Genomic DNA, 23,435 nt, shown 5'->3' on the forward strand with positions numbered 1-23,435 from the left:
TTGTTTAACACAATTCAATTTTCACACTCATCAGCAGTTAGGCCACTTGCTCGCACAATAATATCAATAGCAACACCTTCCTTAACTAGATCTTTTGCAATCTTGATTTTCTCTGCTTTTTTAACCTTTTCTTTACCAGTTTGCATTCCTTCAGATAAAGATCTGGCTACCGTATCCAGTAATTCTTGATCCTCAATTTTTTCGCATTTACCTACAAACCTCAAAACTGGCTCATTTTCATATTCTGTTAGTCCAAGAGCTTTAATGTTAACTGATAATGTCTTTGCTATCTTATATAATATTTCAATTGGAATGTCTGTATATCCTCGTTCATAGTCGTGTATTTCTTTAGGTGTTGAACCTATTTTATTTGCCAAGTCCTCCTGAGTGTATTCCCGTATTAATCTCTGCTCTTTTATCCTTTTCCCCACTTTGTAGAGTATAGAATCAGTACAAATTTCTTTCTCTATATCATCATACTCATAAGTAGATAAGCGAGTCACTTGGGAAATAATATCAACTGAAACTCCTTCTTTCACTAGATTCTTTGCTACTTCTATTTTCGCTTCTTCTTGACTAATTTTTTCGCTAATATATACAAACCTTACTAATGGATACAGTTTCTTTCGTAATTCCTGATCCTTAATTTCTCTATGTATTTTTGTTAGATAGACTATTTCTTTATCCTCATCTTCATACCAACTGTTTTCTCTTAGTACTGTTGGTCCTGGAAGTAGATCTATAACATTAACTGACAATGCTCCTGCTATTATATACGATTCTTTGATTGTAATAGCCTTGCACCCTAGTTCAAAGTTATGTATTTCCTTATGTGTTAAACCAATTTTGCTTGCTAATTTTGCCTGAGTATACCCTTGTACTATCCTACAACCTTCTATTTTTTTCCCCAGCTCGTAGCTTGCTGAGCCAATATGCTCTGAATTATCATAGATAAATCCTCTAAAAGCTGTTTTTCCTACAGAAGCAAACATATATTCTATCACAAAAAAATCCACCATTGGCTAAGTTTTTATGAAATCACAAAAATTTCTCAATCATATAATTTGATAAGCCTGTCGTTTGCAAGATAATATCAACAGAAATTCCTTCTTTCACTAAATTCCTTGCAACTTCAATCTTCTTTTCCTCTCTGACCTTTTCTCTACAAACATGTATACTTTTAAATAAAGACTTGATTAGCATATCGCGTAATTCCCGACTCTCAATCTTTTTGTATTCTTCTATCAAGTTTGATAGCTTTTCTTCCGCTTCACTATCCTCATCTGATTCGGGAAGTAGATCTATGATACTGATTGATAATACCTTTGCTATTTCATCTAACATTTCAAGTGAGACAGCAGCTCGCCCTTGTTCATATTCGTATATTCCTTGATTTGTTATGCCAACTTTATTCGCTAAATCTTTTTGAGTATATCCTCGTATCAATCTCCACTCTTTTATCCTTTGCCCTACTTTGTATGGAATGGGAATTTTGTTCTCCTCATACTCACCAATAGATAAGTTAGTTGTTCGAGAGATAACATGAGCAGAAACTCCTACTTTCATCAAACCCCTTGCTACTTCCATTTTTACCGCTTTTCTGCTTCTTTCCTCACTCAAACGAATAAATTTGGTTAATAAATAAAATACCTCGCTTAATTCTTTATCCTTATACCCCTTTACTAAATTTAATATTTCTTTATCTTCAAAATATCTTTTTTCATTTGGTAGCGTCTCTCCACAAACTAGACCTTTAACATTTACTGATAATGCTTCTGCTATAGCATATAACTTCTTAATTGGAATTTTACGGTTCCCTTTCTCATATTGCAGTATTACCCAGTACTTTACACCAATTTTCTCAGCTAAACCCTTCTGAGTATAACCTCGCTCTAACCTCCAACTTTTTACTTTTTGTCCTACTTCATAATCTAGACTTTTTTCCACGCAAAAAACCATATATATAATATTTTCTACTATAGCTCAAAGGCTCCAGGGAGAGTAGACCAGTGGAACTTCCCCTACCAGTCTCTCGCAGAACTGTACATAAACCTCTCAGCTTATACAGCTCCCATTATTTAGCCTTTTTGACCCTAAACCTAGTGTCCAATGATAGAAAATATTTGGAGACCTATCTCTCACCTTTCCTAGAAATTGTCTTGCTAGTCTTCCGTGACTCCTGAGTCTCTTATATTTCCTTTTGACCCACTTTTCTAGATGCCGCTCTACATTCTTTAGAGATTTGTAGACCTCAGTTCTGTAAAATTTGCCATAGTACTGATACCAGCCTCTGACTATTGGATTTACTTTTCCTGATATCTCCTCTAATGTTATATGCGTATTTCGTAGCATTTTCCATGATCTTATGGTTGTAGTAATCTTTTTCTTGGCCTTGTTGCTAATTGCTGGGAGAAATGAAACAAAATGCTTCCCTATTTTATTTCTTGCTAACCTGGGTCTGAATGTGTAACCCAGAAAATCAAAACTTTGTTTAGGAAATTCATCTCTCCTATTGTCATCCTTACAGTACACTATCTGTGTCTTTTTAGGATGTAATTTCAACCTATACTCAGCCAATCTTTCTTCGATCATTACTTTCACAAATCTTGTCTGTTTCTCTGTTCTGCAGTGCACTATCGCATCGTCCACATATCTCTCAAATGGTACCGTCGGATAGTTCTTTTTCATCCATATATCAAACACATGATGCATGAATATATTAGAGATGATTGGGCTAACTGAACCTCCTTGCGGAACTCCTTTATCCCTAACTACTTTACTGCCATCTGCAAGTTGTATAGGGGATTTCATCCACCTTTCAACATATAGTATGACCCATTTGCAGTCTGTGTGTTTCTTGATAGCCTGAAGTGCTAAGTCGTGATCCAGATTGTCGAAGAACCCTGATATATCAAGGTCTACCACCCAATCGTACTTCCAGCATCTCTTACGCGCTGTATCTACCGCATCCAATGCTGATTTATTCGATCTATAACCATATGAATCCTCATGGAATTTTGGCTCCACTAACGGTTCGAGATACATTGTTGCTGCTGTTTGCGCTATCCTATCTGATACTGAAGGAACACATAAAATTCTTTGTCCTCCTCCCATATCTTTCGGTATTGCTACAGCTTTTACAGGCTCTGGAAAATAACTTCCGGATGTCATACGATTCCATAGTTTGTATAGATTATCTTTTAGATTTTCCTCAAACTTTGTTATCGAAACCCCATCTACACCAGCAGCACCTCTATTTTTCGATACTTGTTTATAAGCTCTCCAAATAAGTTGCTTTGGTATATCAAAAGACTTTGTTTTATTCATTAACTCCTCCCTTTCGGTTGATAAATAACTAAAACTAAATAACTCAGCTCCTTCGCTCCATTTCCATTACAGAAACTTCTTCACTACTACGAGCTGATCCGCCCCTGTTTTCCGCATCGGTACTCTCATCCTCAGAGATCAGCTCCTTGGATTTCTCCCTTATCATCGAAACGACAGGTTCCCGCAGTTCCACGCAATAGCCCAAAATAGATTCATGCCACCTCTATGCCGGACGCCATCTATCCAGTAAACAAGCTCCCGATAGATTTATCCCAGGTTAAGTCTAACCCCTGGTTTTGACATCATCCAATTCCTTTCGACACTTTATCAGTGGTTCATTTTCATTCATCTCTCTATTTTACACATGACGCATATTTGCGCCTTTTCCATAACGCTCACTACCTTAGCTTTTTACCAAAGCAGCTTATGGTTGTTTGAAGCCTGCTCTTGTAAGCCGGCTCCGAGGGGCCCACCCCCATCTATTGCGTAGCTTTTGCACTTAGTTTGCTCTTACTTGAACATTCCTTGTGTCTCTACGGCACACTAAACTCTGGAACCTTAAAATAAATGAATTAAAGTTCCCTAAAGGTTTCTTTACTACCTCCACATACCCTATTTACCCATGAAGACAATACTTCATCATTGCTAATCTCTTTTATAGCATACTTTTCATTCCATATGCCACATCTAGTGAAATTACCTTTCTCTACTGCTTCTTGAAGTTTCACTCCCCCAAAAAGGCAGTTTTTTCCTATTTCTTCGCCTCTTTTTTGTAACTCAGCCCACATTTCCTTGTTTTCTACTCTGACTTGTACTTGATCATATTTTTTTACATCGTGGTACAATATAATATTTAGCTGACCAATGCTTGTAGGAAATTGTAATATAATAGAGCTTTCATCTGACATATCGATATAGTTTCTTATACCTCCCTTCTCGCTTTTAACCTCAACTGCATCATTACCAATTTTTAAAATATTACTTCCTAACTTTCTGTTTGCTTCCAGTATTTTGGCTACCTCTACCTTGCTATTATCAGAAAATTCTATATATGATGTTGTATTGTCTATCTCGAGATCTATTAAGGATCCTTCTTGAACAGCACTTTCGCCAGCTTTTTCTAGTTCTTCTAGTTGCTTATCTATCTGTGGCTGAACTTCTGGTTGTAGCTCATCATAGATTTCACCTATCAGTTTATTCTGTAGTAGAGTATCATGAAACTCTGCACCGCTTAACATTAATTTACGTATTACCTTTTTACGATCAACCTTATCAAATTTATGAAAATGTGTACCTAATACTACATACTCTGAGAAACTCCATTCCCCATCATTACATGCATTTAGCCTTGTTCCATCACCTATTACTTCATCTATAACTTTGTTCATCTCTTTTGGGGTTTTTGCTTTTACCACTCCACTCTTAAACCAGCTCAACTTTTCACTTTCGCTTATACTTGGCTTTATTTTTTGCAAGGCAGAGGTAAATGGATTTTTATCTTCTTGATCACTTGCAGGTTTTGTGCCATAAACATAGTCAAATCCTTTCCCACAGTTGATTTTGTTTTCGCGAACTTCTCTACCAGGGAAAGGTGCTATTTCCTCAGGCTTTTTAGCCTTATTAATTTTGCTTACAAAGGTGGATTGCTCCTTAGTACGACCAATTCCTATAATCGCATTTAACACCTCACCTTTTGATAATCTATCAAGATCAATGTTTAACTCGTAAGTACCTCCTTCTTGATCATCAAAAGGTACAATTATTTTATTACTCATATTAGCCTCCGCTATTAAATATATTTTACTAAGTCTATAACCGACTTTATTACTTTATAATTAATTTAATATATACTTTCTCATTAATTATAAACAAGAATTAATGTATTTGCAAATACTTTCTTCATTCAAGTAGCTAAATAACTCATGAAAAGTAAGACTCTTCATCTACTTCAAACATCTGCTTTATAACAGTCCTTGCTCTTTAAAACTAAAATATCCAACACTTGTAATGATAATGTGATCCAGTAACCTAATCCCTATAGTCTGACAAGCTTTAGCCAAGTCTTTAGTTACAGCTTCATCCTCATCAGATGGCTTTAACCTTCCTTCTGGGTGGTTATGCGATATTATTATTGACGTCGCTTTCCTTATTAATGCCTTTCTTGTTACTTCTCTTATGTAAAAAGGTACCTTATCCACTGTACCAGTGAACACTTCTTCCCCCTTTAAATGGCACTTTTGATCAAAATATATTATTTTCATCTTTTCCTCCTCCGAATAACCAATACTCACCCTTAAATATTTTACTATGGTTTCCAAGTTATCCATTACAGGTCCTTTCTTTAACTCTTCTCTTGGTACTCTCTTTGCAGCTTCCTTTAGGCATAAAATTACTGCTACTGTAGAGTCAGTTATCCCTTCTATAGTTTTCAAGTCATCTATTTCCTGGCCTAAAACTCCTCCTATTCCAAAACTATCTATTAGCTTTCTAGCAATAATTCGAGCTTCTTCCCTGTCATGCACTGCACTTAGAAACGTTTCTATTACTTCACGATCAAGTAGAGCTTTACCGTTGCTTTCTAATGCTCTGAATTCTATTTCTTCTCTACGATCTTTCTTATTATTCATAAAAATTACCCTTCACTAATAACAAAATGTTTTTATATATTTACTGCCATTTTTTAGCAGTCTTGGCATAAGGCCATAGCTTTTGAGTGAAGTCAAATCAATTTTTCAATCTTTTTTACTTATTTTTTCATCAAAAAGTAAAGATATTAATAGATACTGATTTTTTATTTTAAATTTGTTGAATTTCGTCTAAAGAGATGCCTACTGTTTTTAAAATAATATTGATAGAAATTCCTTCCTTAACTAAATTCTTTGCAATTTTCATCCTTTCTACTCTCTCCACTTTCTCTTTGCAAACTTGTATACTTTCAAACAGAGATTTTATTAGTACATTACGTAGTTCTTGGCTTTTAATCTTTTTGTATTCTTCTATTAACTTTGATAGCTCTGCTTCACTATTCTCATTTTCTGTTGTTTCTGGAAGTAGGTCTGTAATACTAATTGATAGTACCTTTGCTATTTCATCTAACATTTCAAGTGAAACAGCAGCTCGTCCTTGTTCATATTCATATATTCTTTGATTTATTATACCCACTTTACTTGCTAAATCTTCCTGAGTGTATCCTCTTCTCAACCTCCATTCTTTTATTCTTTGACCTACTTTATACGGAATAGAAATTTTTTTCTCATCATTATCATATTCATCAATAGATAAATTGGTTGTTCGAGAGATAACATGAGCAGAAACTCCTTCCTTAACTAAACCCTTTGCCACCTCTACTTTTACTGCCTTTCCACTTTCTTCCTCACTAATACGGATGAATTTGGTTAATAAATAAAACGTTTCACGTAATTCTTGATCCTTAATCTCTTTATGTCTTCTTACTAGATTTAATACCTCTTCTCCCTCGTACTTTTCCTCATTTGATACTTCTTGTCCGCAAGCTAGATCTCTAGCAGTTGTTGATAATGCTTCTGCTAATTCATATAACTTCTTAATTGAAATTCTGCGTGTTCCTTTTTCATATTGCAGTATTACCTGATATGTTGTATCGATTTTTTTTGCTAAATCTTTTTGAGTATAGCCCTTTGCTAATCTACGATTTCTTACTTCCTGTCCTATTACTTTGTAATCTAAAAAATTAGAGCATTTATTCTCTTTTTTCACATTTTATACTCCATAACCAGAAGAGCTGTTACGTATACTTAATTGGCAACCTTTTTGACAAACTGAACTCATCTCCTTTCAAACAATTTTTCTATATCACTTAGTTTCATTTCTATATACGTTGGTCTTCCGTGATCAGAATATGGAGTTTTCTCAATTTGTCTTAGTATCTCATTCATCTCTTCCAATTTCATTTTTCTTCCTGCTCCGTGGCAAGCGATTATGGATGATATTTTGTTCACCTTATCCTCTATTGGTAGCGTATCTTCTATTTCCATTAACTTATCTACTATATCAACTAGCATCTCTTTTATATCTATTGTTCCCAAGATTGCAGGTATTTCTTTTACCCTTACTTTATCTTCTGATTCTATTTCAATACCAAAACCCATTTCAAAAAGCTTATCTTTATAAGTTTTAACCATCTCCATTCCAGCTTGGTTTTTAATTTCAACTATTTCAGGAATGAGAAGTTTTTGTCTTTTTATGCTTGTTAAGCACTCGTATATCAATCTCTCATAGGCTGCATGTTGATCTACTATAATCAGCCTATCTCCAGCCTCAGCAATAATGTAAGTATTGTAGACCTGACAGCGTGCATATCCTAGAGGGTGATCCTCTATCAAATCAATTTGCTTCTTTTCTAGAACCATCGTTCCCTTTTGGGTTGGAGATTCTCCATATTTAAACGTTTCTGGTAAGCTTTGCCTTCTTTCATCTGGTGCATTGAATTCTTTCATTAAATGATTTTCTAAAAGACTTGGCCTCTTTTCATAAAATTCTTTTTGATCTTTTTTCTCTTGACTATCAACCTGCTCTTGGCTTTTACTATCATTAAAAATTAGCTCCTCTTCAATACCTTGATCACCCGCTGCAAATCTCGTTGATAGTGTTTTTATTATCCCTCTTCTCACTATTTCATATATTAGCCTTTTATTCTGAAATCTTACTTCCGATTTATTTGGATGCACATTTACATCTACTTGGTCATATGGTACTTCTAAATGCAACACTGCAAAAGGATACCTATTGTTTGGAATAAAATCGTGATACGCATATCTAATTACACCAACAAGTAGATTCTCTTTTATTGGCCTTCCATTAACAAACGTATAAATTTGAGTTGAGTTGCCACGATTGACATTAGGTTTACAGATGTGTCCCTTAAGTTTGATGCCTTCTTCTTCCTCTTTAACTTCCAGTGAATTGCTTTGAAATTCTTCTTCTATTTCACATAATCTGTTGAACAGCGAAGTTTGCTTAACATATTTTAAGAGCTTTTTATTACCAGAAGTGAGAGTAAACCCAATACTATAATTAATCATCGCTAAGTTATTCACAATATCAACAATACTTTGTGTTTCTGCCCTTTCGGTTTTTAGAAACTTTAGTCTATTTGGTGTAGCAAAAAATAAGTCACGAACTTCAATATATGTACCTTGCAACAAAGAACAAGGGGTAATCTCTCTTATTTTTTCTCCTCCCTCATATCTTATAGACCATGCTTCCTTTGCTCCACTTGCCTTAGACGATAATTTCATTCTACTTACTGCTGCAATTGAAGGCAAAGCTTCTCCTCTAAAGCCAAGATGTTTGATTTCTATTAACTCACTATCGCTTAATTTTGAAGTAGCGTGGCGCATAAACGCAAGTTCCAAATCTTCCTTTTCTATTCCATTTCCATCGTCTGTTACAGTTATAAGATTACGCCCACCACTTTCTATTTTGATCTCTATCTCTGAACTTCCAGCATCTATTGCATTTTCTACTAATTCCTTTACTACACTCGCTGGCCTTTCTATTACCTCTCCCGCTGCTATACGATTTATAGTTTTTGTGTCTAAAAGAATTATTGCCATAACACTCCCTCCAATCTATAAAACTTAGAGCTCCCTCTATTTTTTTGTGATTTCTTGATCTCACAATCTCTATATTTTAGCTTTTTAGATTTCTTTCTAGCAAGTCTATCTGCTTCTTTATTATAGGTATTACCACTGTGAGCCTTAACCCACTTCCAGTTAATATCATGCTGCAAGACAATTTCATTCAATTCCTTCCATAATTCCTTGTTCTTTACTGGCTTTTTATCAGCTGTCTTCCAACCATTTGTTTTCCACTTGTTGATCCACTCTGTTATACCTTGTTTAATATACTGACTATCAGTGTGTAAAACAACTTTGCAAGAAACTTTCAACATCTTTAGCCCGTTAATCACAGCCTTTAACTCCATTTTGTTATTCGTTGTGTTTTCTTCACCTCCAGAGATGCGTTTTTTGATAAAGATACTTTTATTTTCATACATCACCACGGCTGCCCATCCACCAGGCCCCGGATTTCCATCCATCTGTATATATTATAACCTTCTTTTTGTCCATATTGACAGGATATAGATTTAACATAAATTTGCTACTGAAATGTTGACACTAAGTTTCAAGATCTTTATCATGTAAAGGTGTGGGAGATTAATGAACCTGTCCTCACGATATTAGGTAAATCGTAATTGAGCTTTTGGGCTTGTATTTTTATTAGGAGGTTAATCTCTCACACCCAAAATAAGTGTTTTTAAAGCTCTTTATAGCTCATGAATTCATTTGCTGGGGTTTATGGAGGGAGTTGTAAAAGATGATAAAATAAACAGCTAAGGTGCGCAGTAGCATTCTATGGTCATCTATGAAGGTAGTTTTTTGCCAACTCTTGAAATTTAGCTAACTTTAATAGACTTTAGCACAAAAACGTTGAATATTTCTTCACAATTGTGTATAATTATTAATGCTTTTTAAGTCGATTCCCTATGGCTCTTTCAAAATTTTTAGATCCTAAGCTTGATTTAACATTTAAGAAAATATTCGGTACTGAAAAAAATAAGAATATCCTTATTCACTTTTTGAATGATATTTTGGGGTTTACTGAAATAAATACTATACAAGAAGTTGAATTCCTTAGCACCATTATGGACCCTGAAATTGCCTCTGATAAGCAGAGTATTGTTGATGTTCTGTGCAGAGATTCCACTGGGGCCAGATACGTGATTGAGATGCAACTCGCTCGTGATAAAGGCTTCGAAAAACGGGCTCAATTATATGCTGCTAAGGCTTACTCAAGGCAGGCTGATAAAGGTGGTAAGTACATTGATTTAAAGAAGGTTTTCTTTATTGCTATTTCTAATTGTAATTTATTTCCTGATAAGCTTGATTATATATCTAGCCATACCATAAGAGATGAAAAAACTAATGAGCATGACTTAAAAGATTTTCAATTTATCTTCATTGAGTTACCAAAGTTTCCCAAAAGTAGAGAAGAGCAGCTAGAAAATGTAGTAGATCGTTGGCTATTTTTCTTTAAATATGCAGAAGAAACAACTGATGAAGATTTAAGAAAAATAGCAGAAAAATCACCAATAATAAAGCTAGCATATGATGAATTAGATAAGTTCCATTGGAATGAGAAGGACCTATTAGCTTATGAAGAAAGGGTAATGGATTTACAGAAAGAAGCTGCTATCTTGGAACAAAAACTTGATGATGCTAAACATGAAGGCATCCAAATCGGCCATCAAAAAGGTAAAATTGAAGGTAAAATTGAAGTAGCAAAAAACTCGCTCAAGGCCGGTGTTTCTATAGATGTTATAGCTCAAATTACTGGTCTCTCTCATTCTGAAATTTCACAACTCAAAGAAAAAACATAATATCCCTACTTATTCACTTCAACATTGATGAAAATCTTTCCTAAGTTAGACATATCCCCTAATTAAGAATCTAGTGAACTGTCTAAAATAGCTATGAAGATTGCACATAGAATTATATAAATTACTATCATAACGTTACCCAAACTTCTATATCAAAGCTACGTGCTGTAAGTTCAATATGGAAAATACATTAATCACTTAGCATTTAATGTCTACTTCATCCATTTTAGCATTAAGACTATCAAACTTGCTACTGGTTGTTTCCCTAATTATTTTGGCTACCTTCACTTTAAATTTCCCACTACTTGGCATATTACCTCTTATATTATAACCTACCTATTGAGATTACCTCCAAGCTTGGTTACTCCTATCTCAGAAAGACAAGTTGATACTTTGTCCTTTGAATGGTCTTGAACGGAAGCATTACTTAAATAACTTTGAGGCTCTAAATTCATTTGCTTTGCACCATCAACTTCTAATCTACCATCTCCGTTGTGTAATATCCGTTGTATTGATCGATTTAGTACAACATTTAGCCTGCTATTAAACTCTACCATAAACTTGTCAAACTTCTTCGAACTTAACTTACCAAGACATCCTGCTTCTCTACTAGGACATGCTTTCTCTAAATACGAACTTAAAATCCCTGAAATCTCATTAAATTTACCACTCATGACTTTTCTAGTAATCTCTTTTTGCATTCCCATATAATCAATATTTAACCGATGCATTGATACACCACTTTTTAATCCAGCTTGCTCTACTACTTTCTCAAATCCCTTTGTAATGTTGAGTGCATAACCTCTTGCTTCTAATAAAGGTATAGATTGATCTACTTCAGATATATATTTTTTACCCGTAAACTTTCTTACAAGCACGTCAAGCAACATTATTGTACCATTTACATCCACTGGTGCATCAACTTGTGAGATTGGAGTTGGAGTGCTTGATGTTTTCCTAGGTAATGCAGGCTCAGAACTTAATAACCCACTCACAGAGCTTCTTATCCAACCAAATAAATCATTTATCCATGAAGACGTTCGAGTAGCACTATTTGTAACTTTTTTGTTTATATCAATAATACTTTCCTTACTTAGTTGATTTGAAATAGAAGTTAGTTTACTAGACCTAGTTCGAGGATTTGGTATAGTCTCTACTTCACCCTGTCCAACAAATACCGATCTTTTTCCTCTGATTGAACTAGAATTTTTTGCTTTCAATGAACTATTTGTCATAGGTACAAAAAGATGCGGTATATTTTTCGGATGATTCAGCTTTGTAGTGTAAATATCCAGCTGAGCCCGAAGATTCTCCATCACCACTAACCAGCTATGATCTGTTATAACTGACGGGATCGATTCAGTTGATATGATACAATTATCACACCTAGGAAAACTTTCTAAGCCTCCTTCTAAATCTAGATTTTTGTAGGTAGCCAGAAATTTCATTGTCCCTCCGAATGGCTTATCCAAAAAAGCTTCTCTAGACCTAGCAAATAATGTAGTAGCGTGAGGCTCAGCACAATTATCGTGACTCCAATGAGTCAGCTCTTTATCAAGCTCTCGGATTTTTTTCAAAAGCTTACTTTTTTCGAGTGACTTTTTAACTTTTTGTTCTACATTCTTTTTCTCTACTGACAGATTTGTCTCAAATTTAGTAACTTCCTTTTCCAAAGCTTGAATTTTCCTTTTCCAAAGCTCCTCTTCAGGTATAAGAGCCTCCAGATCTTTTCTTTTTTGATCCAGATCTCCAAGTTCCTTTTGCAAAGCTTTCTTTTTATCTTCATTTTTCTCTTTACTCACTTTCCTCCTCAATTCATTGAGTTCTTTCGTTAATTTTTCGACCTCAATCAATATTTTGTAACTTTCAGGAGCACTTGCTTCTAACTCTTCTAACTTTTCAATATATTTATATAAAGAAGGATCCTCCTTCCCTTTCTTCTTTTTTGTATTCGATTTCTCCAACTTAGCGATTTTTTCTTTTAAACTGAAATATTTTTCTTTCCATTCAAGATCAGCTGCTTTTTCGGTTTTAGTGATGGATTCAAGCCTCTTTTTATGCTCTGATATCTCACTTTTCTTTTCTAATATAGAGTCAGAAAACTTACTTACATTGGGACTTAGAAATCTTTTATAAATTTCTACTATTCTTTCCATCACAACTTTTTCACCGAGCCACACATTGTTAGCCAGATCTTTCCTCAATTCAAGCATTACAGCTCTCTCTTCAACATCATTTAAATCCCCTAACATTTTATCTGTATCATCTCGAATCATCTTGTTCAATTCTTTCACATTATGCTTTTTTAGTATTGCTTGGAATTCACCAATTTTATTAATTAAAAACTCATTATTCTCAGGTATAGAAGATAAAACCACCCTTTCTTCAGCAATAAACTGATTATCTCTTTGTAAGTAGTACCTCCCCTGTGTCAAAACTTTGAAATTATCATGATCATAAAATGCAATAAACCCAGTCCCCTTTCCTGAAAAAGCAACCGATGCATACTTATCATTCATTAATATTGCCATTGCTCTGTTACTAATTCCAATCTGGCCAGTACCCTCGGTTCTTTGTATCCCTTCCACAGAAATCATTTCATCAACTGCTATGTTGATATTATCAGCATCGAGAAGGATATGAATATCTTGTGCTTTGGCCAATCCATCGAAACGCAACCTAATAATATCATTAGCACTACCAGTTGGATGTAGCATCATGAGTCTAGCACAGTATAACAAAGCTAAAACTTCAACATTTATTGAGTCAAGAACTACTTTGTTGAAATGATTAATATTGTCACGAGTTCTTTTTGACCCTAGCAATCTATTGTTATACAATTCATTTACAAGTTCAACACTAATTGATTCAGCAACCACTTTGCTCAAACTATCAATATAGCTAGGATCAATGATTCCTAGTATATTCCGAAAACTCTTGAGATATACCTTAACGACATCCAGTTTGATGGAATTATCAGAATCACTGGTACTACTACTTTTTAATACTGTACTCAATTTTTTGTTTTTGATACATAAATCAACAAAATCATCAAGAAGGGACACATCAACATCAACAATATTACTGTATTCCAGTCGTTTGTTCAATCGAGCAAGATACAACTCAGTAGCATCTTGTGCAATGGTAATATCCAAATCCTTAGCTTTACTGGGTCCTGGTATTTCTTTCAGTTTACTTATATACCACTCAACATTCGCCCTATTATCACCGGTTTCTCGTGCATATTTTAATTCATTAAGATACTGCTCAATAGCATCCTCTGCAACTTTACGAGAAAAGAATTCTAACTGTTGATTCATCTTCAACTCTTTTCCAATATTCCTTTTCCGATAAAAATTTTTACCAATCAGCCAATGTTGATTGACCATAGCCATTTGACGAACTATGGAAAAATAAGTGCTGGGATTACTCATATCCAGTCCCTCACTCAGTTCAGTGAGTACAAAAGCTGGCACAGATACTCCCAATGCCTTTAAAGCCATTTTTCCGGCAGTATAAGATGCACCCCCATAACCAGACATCTTATGTGTTTCATCAAGCAGATTATAAGAACCACGATTACGGCCCATTCCTTTTCCTATATCCTTAAAACTCCTGCCCGCAGATTTAAAAGCACTGCGTGCAAACACCGGCAAATTAAAAGCATCATCAACTACTTGAAACCCAGCATAATACATTCCAGGCTTTGAAAAATCCCATTCATTTTGAATACCACCTACCACAAGTGATCCTGCGCCCATACCCACACCACCTCCAATGAAAGCACCTCTACTCAAACTAGAACCTAGTTTTTGGTAAGCTATTCTAGCGCCATCGCCTCCAGCAACAATACTAGACCCTAAGGCAAATCCATGAAACCCTGCATTCCACGTTTCAGGCGATTCAAAATCCCACTTACCAGGATTCCATTCATGATTAGCACTGCCCATGCTTAAATAAGTACCACCAATACCTAAGCCAGTAGTTGCGCCGATGGCTGCTAAGCTCGATGCACTTACAGAGAAACCTCCTATCGTAGTAAGAGAAGTTGCAGATAATCCCACAGCAGCAAAACCAGAGGTAAGCGCACCCACAGATGCACTAAAACCTACCGGCAAGAATCCTCCAGCAACTGCTCCACCCACTCCCCCCAACCAAGTCTCTTTACTTTTAAAGTCCCAGTCTCCAGGATTCCATCGGTTATTTGCTGCAGCTCCACCTAAATACGCTCCTGCTATAGCTCCAGCTATAATAAATGGTAGAAGAGCCAAAAAGGCAAACTCCCCATCTGGATCTATCATCGATACTGGTGAGTTACCAGAATATTTATATGGACTAAAGTACTGCCCCTTTGGATCAATCTGATAAAAACGCCCAATGCTTGGGTCATAAAAACGTGCGTGGTAATTGTACAAACCTATTTCTTCATCCCATTCTTGACCGGTATACCGATATGAAATTTTACCTTCAGGGTTGTTTCCATATTCACGCATTAAATTACCATATGGTAAGTAATCATACGCTACCACCACCTCATCACCTTTTACCACTAACCTTATTGATCCTTCGTGGTCGGTTATTACACTGTAAAATTCATTATGTCTGATAAACCCAAGTAGTCCCCTTGGACCATAAATATATGCTGTCACTAACACATCTGGTTGCAAACCTCCGGCAATATATGTAACTTCCCTGTCTACTAATGCTCGACCAAACTCATCTCTTACATAATATACTTCTTTTGTTGCTTCCCCTGCTTTATCGTAAACTCTCTTTAGTACACGTTCACCATGTGCATCATAGTAAAATTCTAATGTTCTACCGTCAGTTAATTTAATTTTAGTAGCACGATTTGATACCGGATGATAATCAATTTGCTCAATGCCTTTGTGCAAAGCCTGAATAACATTTCCTCGACTATCATGTTTCATTAAGAATTTTTGTTCTTCTGTAGATAAAGCAAAAGAGTTAAAGCTCACATTGCTAACTTGGTTGGTATTATTACGGTAGCTAATCTTATAACGATCAAATCCAGTATAAAAATGCCTGTGGTTACCATTTGCATCTATACTATACGACTCAACATCAAATTCTGCTTCACCTAGCTGTTTAGCAAAATGTTCTGACAATACACGAACTATTTCGTGCATAGATGGATGATATCTCTCTAGTACTTCATTAAACTCTTTTGCAAAAGGATTCTTTAAGTATCCTTTCTCTTCTAACATTTTTACGACCTTATTTGCATTTGCTTCCTCAATACTACCCCATCTTACAAATGCATCTCGCAAACTTACTTTCAATGACGATAAATCCCGCTTTTGAGAAAAAGATTCAATCAACAAACTTTCTAAAGGTAATCCATACCATCCATAACTAGCATTAATCTTTCTAAGATCATCAGGTAATTTTTCCTGAATAAAAGATTTTCCTCTCTTACCATGACTCAAAGATATCTCAACTTTTTCACTATCCTGAATCAGGTACCCAAAGTTCTTCAATCTCTCCCAAATATCAAGTGAAGCCGTACTGTTCACTCCAGAAATTTCTTTAGCAAAACTATCAGGCTGCAGTGGCATGGGCGCCTCTCTACCTACAAAATACTTGGCCTTAGTCAATTCCTGATGATTGCCATAATCATAGCTGTGCCCATACTGTGCTGGAAAACCCTTTTTTCCCAAGGTGTTTTGAATATATCGACCCGCTATCCCATAATTGCAGATAATCGGTAGTTTAGGCTCCAAGTCAGAATAATAAACTTTTGCCTGATGCCCATGATCATTTAAATACCCTGCTTTCTTTAACTCATGAAAACAAGCTGCAGATTGTTCAGGAGTAATGTATTTGCTGACAAATGACTTTTCATTTAACCCAAGTCTACTATCATCACAATTCCCATGCCAGGTTGCTTCAAATTCAGTGCGTGTAACAGTTCCATCACCATATCCATAACCACCATAACTCCCTCCAGTATAATAAACTCTCTCAGCTAAAAACTTGTCTTCCAAGTTAGTTAAAAATCCTGCAGAATTGTATCTATATTGACGCGTAAAGTTCTTTTCTAAATCTGGTAAGTGCACCTCACTACTGATCTGCCCATAAGAATTATAGGTAAAACTTGCAAACAGGTCTTCTTTTCCCCTCACACCAATACCTTCAACTCTACCAAGCTTATCATACTGATAGTTAATCCTAAAAGGTCTATCCTGAATATCAATTGGATATTCTATCTCCCTTAATTTCCCTGCTCCATATCTTTTATTTACTCCAATCAATACAGGCTTTTCTCCATCTTTAGTTGGAATAACAATTCGCTTACTTATGGTTTCTTCATCTATATTTACTATCGATTCTTCAATCAGAGGTTCACCAGTGTTAAAAGTAATAGCTCTAGCTACCTTTCCACGAAGAACGGGCTGACGTTCAGCATCGCTATAGTAAAATTCCTGATATGCTCTTGTATTATTACCAGAAAGCTCTAAACTCAGCAGCTCTTCCTTAGGCGTTGAAGAAATTACTTCACCCGTACTTCGCAGTCTTCCTAGTTCGTCATAATCAAAATATACAGTATTATTAATCTTCTCATTAGAATAATGTAAAACAAATCTTAGCAATCCATCCTTATCGTATATATTCTCTACTTTCCCCGAATCTGGCGTTATTTTAGTAATGATGTTTCCCCTTTGGTCATAACTTATATTCACGCCTAAAGAATCTTGCAAAGTCTTTTCCTCCCTAGACGTAGAGTTAAGTTGTGAATTCAGTTTGTAAAAAGTACCCGCTTTTTCGTGATAAATAGGTGGTAAACTCTTCACTAGCTTGCCATTTTCATCATACTCATAAGTGCTTAATAAACTTTTACTTTTTGGAGTGGAGATATACCAAGCTACTCTGTTATCCTTGCTGTCAAAAACAGAAATATCTTCCACATTTCCAGGTTTATGCTCTACACGGTAACTATAATTTTTGCTGGCAGGAAAGAGATTGCTGATAAACAAATTGTCTAATGAAGAAGAAAAACGTTTCGCATAAGGACCTGACACAGAGAACTCTCTCCCGGGTAAACCTACTGCACACTCCTCATTTAGTGGATTATCGCAATATTTAACCTGACTATAACCATATTCTCCTACAATCCTTGCAGCATCACCTTCCAATTTGCCAGTTTTCCATACTGAATCTAATGAATAAGGGTTCCTGTTTGTAACAAAATTAGGATAGTAAGTTAAAGCATTAGATCTCTCTATACGCGCTGGTTGCGTAGTAACGGATTGTCTACCAAGTTCATCATACAGATACTGTGTTACTATTGAGACATTTTCATTCTCTAATACAATCTTCTGTAATTTTTCATCTAACTCATTAAAATAAGTTACCTCAATACTCGGCTGACTAAAGACAATCAAGTCACTTATTTTTGCTCTACCACTAATTTCTAAATTGAACAGAGAAACATCTAAAAACCCATCAAAGTATAGACCTCCATCTACCCATACAAATATCCGCTTACCTTCAGCAACTATTAGTAGTTCACCATTAAGTGGTATAGATTGACCTTTCCTTGAGAATGTAATCTCCGCCTTATTTCCTGTACGGGTTACTTTCAGATTATTAAAATTGATCACACTACCCTCTGACTGTAATGAGAAATAAAACCTCATTCCACATGAATTATGATTTATATCATTTGAACTTAACTGCAAGGTATGTAAACTATTAGTCAAATGGTCTAACTGACCAGGAGAAATTTGCCAAGCATCAACACCATCTATTTTCCAAAGCTTGTTGAACGATTCGGGAGCAAAATCTTCATAAAAACCACTTCTAGGCTGAATTATAACGCTACTCTTTAGCTCTGTTATTTTACCGATACTTGAGGATTTAGTATAAGTACTAAGCTCCTCAAGCTCACCATATCCACTGATACTTCCTACTTGTTTTTGATATTTATCATAAATCCGTCTCTCAACCAATCCACTAGCACTCACCACTTCTTTCACCTGTTTGGTCTTAGGATCATATACATTAGCTTTAAAGTTACTCTTGAGCGGAGAGAAACGAACGTGATCTACATCAATGGTAGTGTTTGTACCAGGAGCTACAACGATAGATGTTGTTAATTTAACATCCTCTTTTTCTACTAGAGTTTTATTTGTCTGCAGTTCATTTAAATTTTTTAAAATCTCTTTTGCATAGAATAAGTCTACAATCACCTCTAAATAAAACCAATTACCAAGTTGCAACTTAACCTCACCAAGTGGTAAAACCGTCTCATTTTTGTTTTCAACAGAAACAACTGCTTTTAGATAAGGAACAATATCACCAAGTTTAAACATTTCGCTGTGTGGCCTTACCCAGCATGATGCTATGTATTCCTGATTTTGATTGTTTGGCTGAAACTTCCCTACCAAGGATTTCCCTGATAAGCTCAAATAGTTCCTTCCAGTAAATGAAAATCCCTCTCTTACTACATCCTTTTCATCAAATATCCATTTCTTTTCAAGTGTGGAATTCTTTTTACCAATTCTATTTATCTCATAACCTTCAAAGCCATAGTAACCAACTTCTTCATCTTCTACTTCATAAGGAAAAAATTGTGCTACCTCTAACCTTTCCGTCTTATCCAATAAGGTAGTGTTTAAGTATAAATTTTCTTTATCTACCATGGTATCATTAGCTTGCCTATCTTCAAATTCTAGGGTTTTTATCAACCTTCCCTGTGAATTAAAAATTCTTTCTGATTGATTGCCCAAATGTTTAGTTTCTTCGATCCAACCAAAAGATCTATTATCATTGCCTGGGACTATAGAAATATTCTCATAGTATACAATACTACCCAAGGCTTTTGCTCCACTATATTCATATCCAGTAATACGCTTATTACCTTCGTCAAAACTCACTGTAACCTTTGTAATAACAGGATTAGGAAATAAACGTCCAAGCTGCTGGCGAAAAACCAGAGTCTTACCAGGCCTATTAATATGATCAATGCTGGTTACTAATGTTTGATAACTACTGAATGGACTTAGTTTTTCTTCCCAAGATAATTTATAATTCCCATCAATACTACCACTATTTGCAAACTTAACCACAGTCACCTGTGCACCACTTTGCTGATAAGCTAAGTAAATTGGATATCTTACCAAAGTTTGACTTAATTGCTTTACTTCTAGATCCAGAACCAGCTTCTCTTTATCATTTGACTGACTATACAGCTTGATGGAAGAATTTAAACCTTCCTTTCGTAAAACAAACTTCTCACCAAGCTGAACAGAAAACTTCTCCTGTTTCAACTCTGCTTCAGATATCGTATCTTCCTTCCAGTTATCACCAGTAAAAGTAAACTTCTTGTTGTTACATATTACCACTTGTGAATTTAGGGCTACGAGATACTTGTAAGGTTCTAACAGAAAAGGCTTGTTTGCTGGATTTTCTAGAGATTGACTGATACTCTTTAAGACTTCGTCTTTTTTATCATTTCTCCGATTGTCATTATCAGTTTGCCTATATATTTCATTAAGAATAGCACCATGAACGTCCTTAGCGATGACTTTGAATTTGCTGCCAACAATCTCGTAAGCAAGTTTGAAGGAACTTCCCTTACCATTTTCCCGCCAATCTAAAATATGATTTAAATCATCTTGAAGAACCTTTTTTCGCTCGTGTTTAGCTGATTTGTAACTACTATCTAGAACTAACAAATCTATTACAGAATAAATCTTCATTCCTTCCACTTTCCATCTATTTAGAAACAACAAGTTATTGCTAACTTGCAGTGCGTTGTTTTTGAAGAATGCGAAAAAATCATCGCGTCGCTTGCTATCTAAATCAAATTTATCTAGTGTTTCGCTTATATCATTGATCACTCCAGGTATTGATGTAATTACATTATACTGCCACCTATCTTCACGATCTTTATATCCTATTGACAAAAGATCATCGTCATAAAAGATAAACCCTCCACCAAACACTTTAAGCAATAAGTGCTCTTTGTTTTTTCCTGACTCAGCAAAAGGTTTATCCTTTCTCCACTCTTTTGAATTTTTATTCCAGCTAATTACTTCTATAGCAGAGTCATTATCTTTCACAACCATGAAATCTTTGCCAGGATTGATTATTGCTTTTTCATTAAAGGTGTAACATTTGGATGCCCATTTACCTTCTTCTTGACGTAGTAAGTGTAGCTCTTGAGCATTGTTATAGTATAAAACAACAGCAAGAAAACCATTTACAAGGACAACCCCATAAGATTTTGCTCCACCCCTTCCTAACAGAGGCAATTTTGATGAATCTTTCCATGCTAGAGAAGAGTACAACTCCTCTGTCACCTCTTGATTAAACATTCTAAGTACTACTCGCTCTTGTCTATCGAGATAACTCACAAGTACGCAATCATAGACATAATCTACTCTGTAGTCTTTCCCTACATCATACCTTTGCCCAATCCTCTCATTAACTGAAATTGAGAAGTCTTTTTCCAGCAATTGGTAGTCAAATTGAACACTTGCACCAGTTGGTAAAACAACTTTCTCCAACATATGTGATTTACTGTAAGAAAATTGTAGAATCGGCTGATTAGTGGAATCACCTTCTTGCTTAATTTCAGATAATAAACGCTCTCTATCTTCTACTTTATAAACAAAACTGATGTCTTGTTGATAGCTTGGAGCACTAACCTTATAGCCACTAAGATAACGAGTTTGCACCGTTTGTGTATTGATATTGCCTTGTTGATCGACTAAAGGATGTAAATCATACTCACTTTTGTCCTTATCAGAGTAATTGAAGGTGATATTATTGCCATGATCATCACTAATGGTTTTTAAGTAAATTCCTCTGGTAAAGTTCTTACCACTCGCTACTTCAACATTAATTGCGTCATACGTATAACGCAGAACATTATTATCTTTATCCTTTATTTCAGATAAGTACCAAACATTGGCAAGTTGCTCTTGTCCTTTTGAGCTACTCCCCACACCTCGCCAATTTTTCCACTGCAACCCCCAACCAACAGCACCATTTTGAGCACCACCATAAATCTGCTTAACACCCTTGCTATCTATTTCCCATCTCTCTCCATCTTTATGATAATGCACCTGCACATCAGGTTGCCCATTTAATAATTTAAAAGAATAGACTTTTTCAGTTGAATTTTTACAATCAAATATTAACTGCTGAGGCAAATCTTGCAGAATAATATAATACTTTTCATCTTCAGGAAAAATACTCGCTTGGTGATCCACCATTATAAAATTTTGTGGTAAGGACCAACCAAGCCCCAAATTACCAGATATTTGACTATTGCCATCATAAAACACATCTAACTTGAGATCAGATGAAAGATTTGATAAATCAATTAATGGCAGTTTAAAATTTAGCTTTCCTGTATTTTTATTAACCGCATCGATAATCGAAGAGTAATCTAATTGATCCCTAAGTAAAAGAGGAGGATTTTCTTCTTCAAGATTAACCTTGGATACTTGTGGTACTACCTTTGATGTTGCTACCTGAGATGAAGCATTATGTATCTCAAATTCCTCTTCTAATGATAGTGAATCTTCAACTTCGACAATATCTGCTGAATGCAATTGATTCTTATACTTTGTAAGCACTATCGGGTGTTTTGTAATCGGAGGATTAGAAGGTAAAACTTTCACTATACTGCTATGACGCTGAGAAATAGTAAGCTCAGAATTATCTAACAAGGACTGCAATTGATTAGTACGATTATTAAATGAAAGTAAGTTTATTCCACCTGGGCCAGTAAAAAGCATATCCTCTCTACCATCTAAATCTATGTCTTTAAATTGAATGGAATTTACATATTCTTGCCCCCAGCCCTTTAACTTTGAGAACGAAGGCTGATAATCAATCAGCCCATAATTATTGATGGTATTATTATGTTGATAAACGAACAATCCGCTGGAGTTTAATACAACAATATCACGATAATCCTGGCCAGTTAAGTTAGGAAAGAATAACTCCTCTTTAGAATTATCAGATTTAGCACTACTTGGTACTTGCATCACATGTTCTAACCGGTTAGTTTGATTAAAAGAGTATATATTCAGACCATTATTACCATGAACAATAATGTTTTCTTGGTCATTGTGTTTTAAGTCAGACAATGCAAACTTAACTTGAGAGGAGTTACCAAGAATGCTAAGATCTCTGTCAAGTTTGTAAATAGGATACTTATGCTTCTTAAGTAAATTCTTCATAACTACGTAAAGCTTTGTTCCATGGCCTCTGCGATAAGTAAATATTCCCAGCAAATTTGGATCGTGATAAAAGTGGCCAAATTTTATAACACTGCCAGGTTCATTCCAGCCATAAATGCTACTAAAAATATTGCTTTTAAAATTCTCAGTTTTATCAAAGAGACTAAATTTATTGTTCTTATGCTGATAGAAGCTAATTCCTTCTTGAGTTTTTGCGATCAACATCAACTCTCTATTCCCTAACACGTCAGCAAAATAGATTTGTTGAGCATGAAGATCTTTCATGGGAAATCCTTGTATCCAAGTACCGTTGTCATAACGATAGCTATCTAATCCTTCCTTGTGAAGAGCATACAATTGTAAAGGGCCACCACTTCGAGAATTATCTTGATAGAGCTGTACCCCTTCATAAGAAGGAAGGGCTTGCTTGGTAAAGTTTAACTTATAAAAATTTGGCATATAAAATC

The 23,435-nt window shown here is 35.3% G+C and carries 9 protein-coding genes and 1 pseudogene; 1 reads left to right on the forward strand and 9 read right to left on the reverse strand.

The window, feature by feature from the left end; all coding sequences use genetic code 11:
• Positions 1-14 precede the first annotated feature (14 nt).
• The 8 genes and pseudogenes from wmk (OOK82_RS07295) to rnhA all read right to left on the reverse strand — a co-directional run.
• Positions 15-992: a WO male-killing family protein Wmk gene (gene wmk / locus OOK82_RS07295; RefSeq protein ID WP_264686056.1), complete on the reverse strand. Its 978-nt coding sequence runs from the start codon at positions 990-992 to the stop codon at positions 15-17.
• A 46-nt stretch (positions 993-1,038) separates the two neighbouring features.
• Positions 1,039-1,959, reverse strand: coding sequence for a WO male-killing family protein Wmk (gene wmk, locus OOK82_RS07300; protein WP_264686027.1), 921 nt, complete (start codon positions 1,957-1,959; stop codon positions 1,039-1,041).
• Between the two features lie 96 nt (positions 1,960-2,055).
• Positions 2,056-3,327, reverse strand: coding sequence for a group II intron reverse transcriptase/maturase (ltrA, locus tag OOK82_RS07305; RefSeq protein ID WP_264377358.1), 1,272 nt, complete (start codon positions 3,325-3,327; stop codon positions 2,056-2,058).
• A gap of 572 nt (positions 3,328-3,899) precedes the next feature.
• The gene (locus tag OOK82_RS07310) at positions 3,900-5,102 is read right to left on the reverse strand and encodes a hypothetical protein (RefSeq protein WP_264377094.1); all 1,203 of its coding nucleotides are present in this window, start codon (positions 5,100-5,102) and stop codon (positions 3,900-3,902) included.
• Between the two features lie 186 nt (positions 5,103-5,288).
• A complete protein-coding gene (locus OOK82_RS07315; RefSeq protein WP_264377377.1) occupies positions 5,289-5,954 on the reverse strand; it encodes a JAB domain-containing protein in 666 nt (221 codons plus the stop codon).
• Positions 5,955-6,123: 169 nt separating this feature from the next.
• On the reverse strand, positions 6,124-7,062 hold the full coding sequence (gene wmk, locus OOK82_RS07320; RefSeq protein WP_264377092.1) for a WO male-killing family protein Wmk: 939 nt from the start codon (positions 7,060-7,062) through the stop codon (positions 6,124-6,126).
• 68 nt (positions 7,063-7,130) lie between these two features.
• Positions 7,131-8,921 carry a DNA mismatch repair endonuclease MutL gene (mutL, locus tag OOK82_RS07325; RefSeq protein WP_264377091.1) on the reverse strand — a complete coding sequence of 597 codons (1,791 nt, stop codon included), beginning with the start codon at positions 8,919-8,921 and terminating at the stop codon, positions 7,131-7,133.
• 92 nt (positions 8,922-9,013) lie between these two features.
• A pseudogene (gene rnhA, locus OOK82_RS07330) lies at positions 9,014-9,437 on the reverse strand (ribonuclease HI); the annotation flags it as partial.
• A gap of 416 nt (positions 9,438-9,853) precedes the next feature.
• On the opposite strand from rnhA, the gene OOK82_RS07335 reads away from it, so the two are divergent.
• The gene (locus tag OOK82_RS07335; RefSeq protein ID WP_264686103.1) at positions 9,854-10,747 is read left to right on the forward strand and encodes an Rpn family recombination-promoting nuclease/putative transposase; all 894 of its coding nucleotides are present in this window, start codon (positions 9,854-9,856) and stop codon (positions 10,745-10,747) included.
• A gap of 332 nt (positions 10,748-11,079) precedes the next feature.
• Here the strand turns inward: OOK82_RS07335 and OOK82_RS07340 are convergent, their stop codons facing one another.
• Positions 11,080-23,427, reverse strand: coding sequence for an RHS repeat-associated core domain-containing protein (locus tag OOK82_RS07340; protein WP_264704640.1), 12,348 nt, complete (start codon positions 23,425-23,427; stop codon positions 11,080-11,082).
• Positions 23,428-23,435: the final 8 nt, after the last annotated feature.

The organism is Wolbachia endosymbiont (group B) of Apotomis betuletana, assembly GCF_947250475.1.
GTDB lineage: Bacteria > Pseudomonadota > Alphaproteobacteria > Rickettsiales > Anaplasmataceae > Wolbachia.

Bases quoted from the DNA above. Each gene is read 5' to 3' on its own strand.
- wmk (WP_264686056.1), bottom strand. From the start codon at position 992: ATGTTTGCTTCTGTAGGAAAAACAGCTTTTAGAGGATTTATCTATGAT.
- wmk (WP_264686027.1), bottom strand. From the start codon at position 1,959: ATGGTTTTTTGCGTGGAAAAAAGTCTAGATTATGAAGTAGGACAAAAA.
- ltrA (WP_264377358.1), bottom strand. From the start codon at position 3,327: ATGAATAAAACAAAGTCTTTTGATATACCAAAGCAACTTATTTGGAGA.
- OOK82_RS07310 (WP_264377094.1), bottom strand. From the start codon at position 5,102: ATGAGTAATAAAATAATTGTACCTTTTGATGATCAAGAAGGAGGTACT.
- OOK82_RS07315 (WP_264377377.1), bottom strand. From the start codon at position 5,954: ATGAATAATAAGAAAGATCGTAGAGAAGAAATAGAATTCAGAGCATTA.
- mutL (WP_264377091.1), bottom strand. From the start codon at position 8,921: ATGGCAATAATTCTTTTAGACACAAAAACTATAAATCGTATAGCAGCG.
- OOK82_RS07335 (WP_264686103.1), top strand. From the start codon at position 9,854: ATGGCTCTTTCAAAATTTTTAGATCCTAAGCTTGATTTAACATTTAAG.
- OOK82_RS07340 (WP_264704640.1), bottom strand. From the start codon at position 23,427: ATGCCAAATTTTTATAAGTTAAACTTTACCAAGCAAGCCCTTCCTTCT.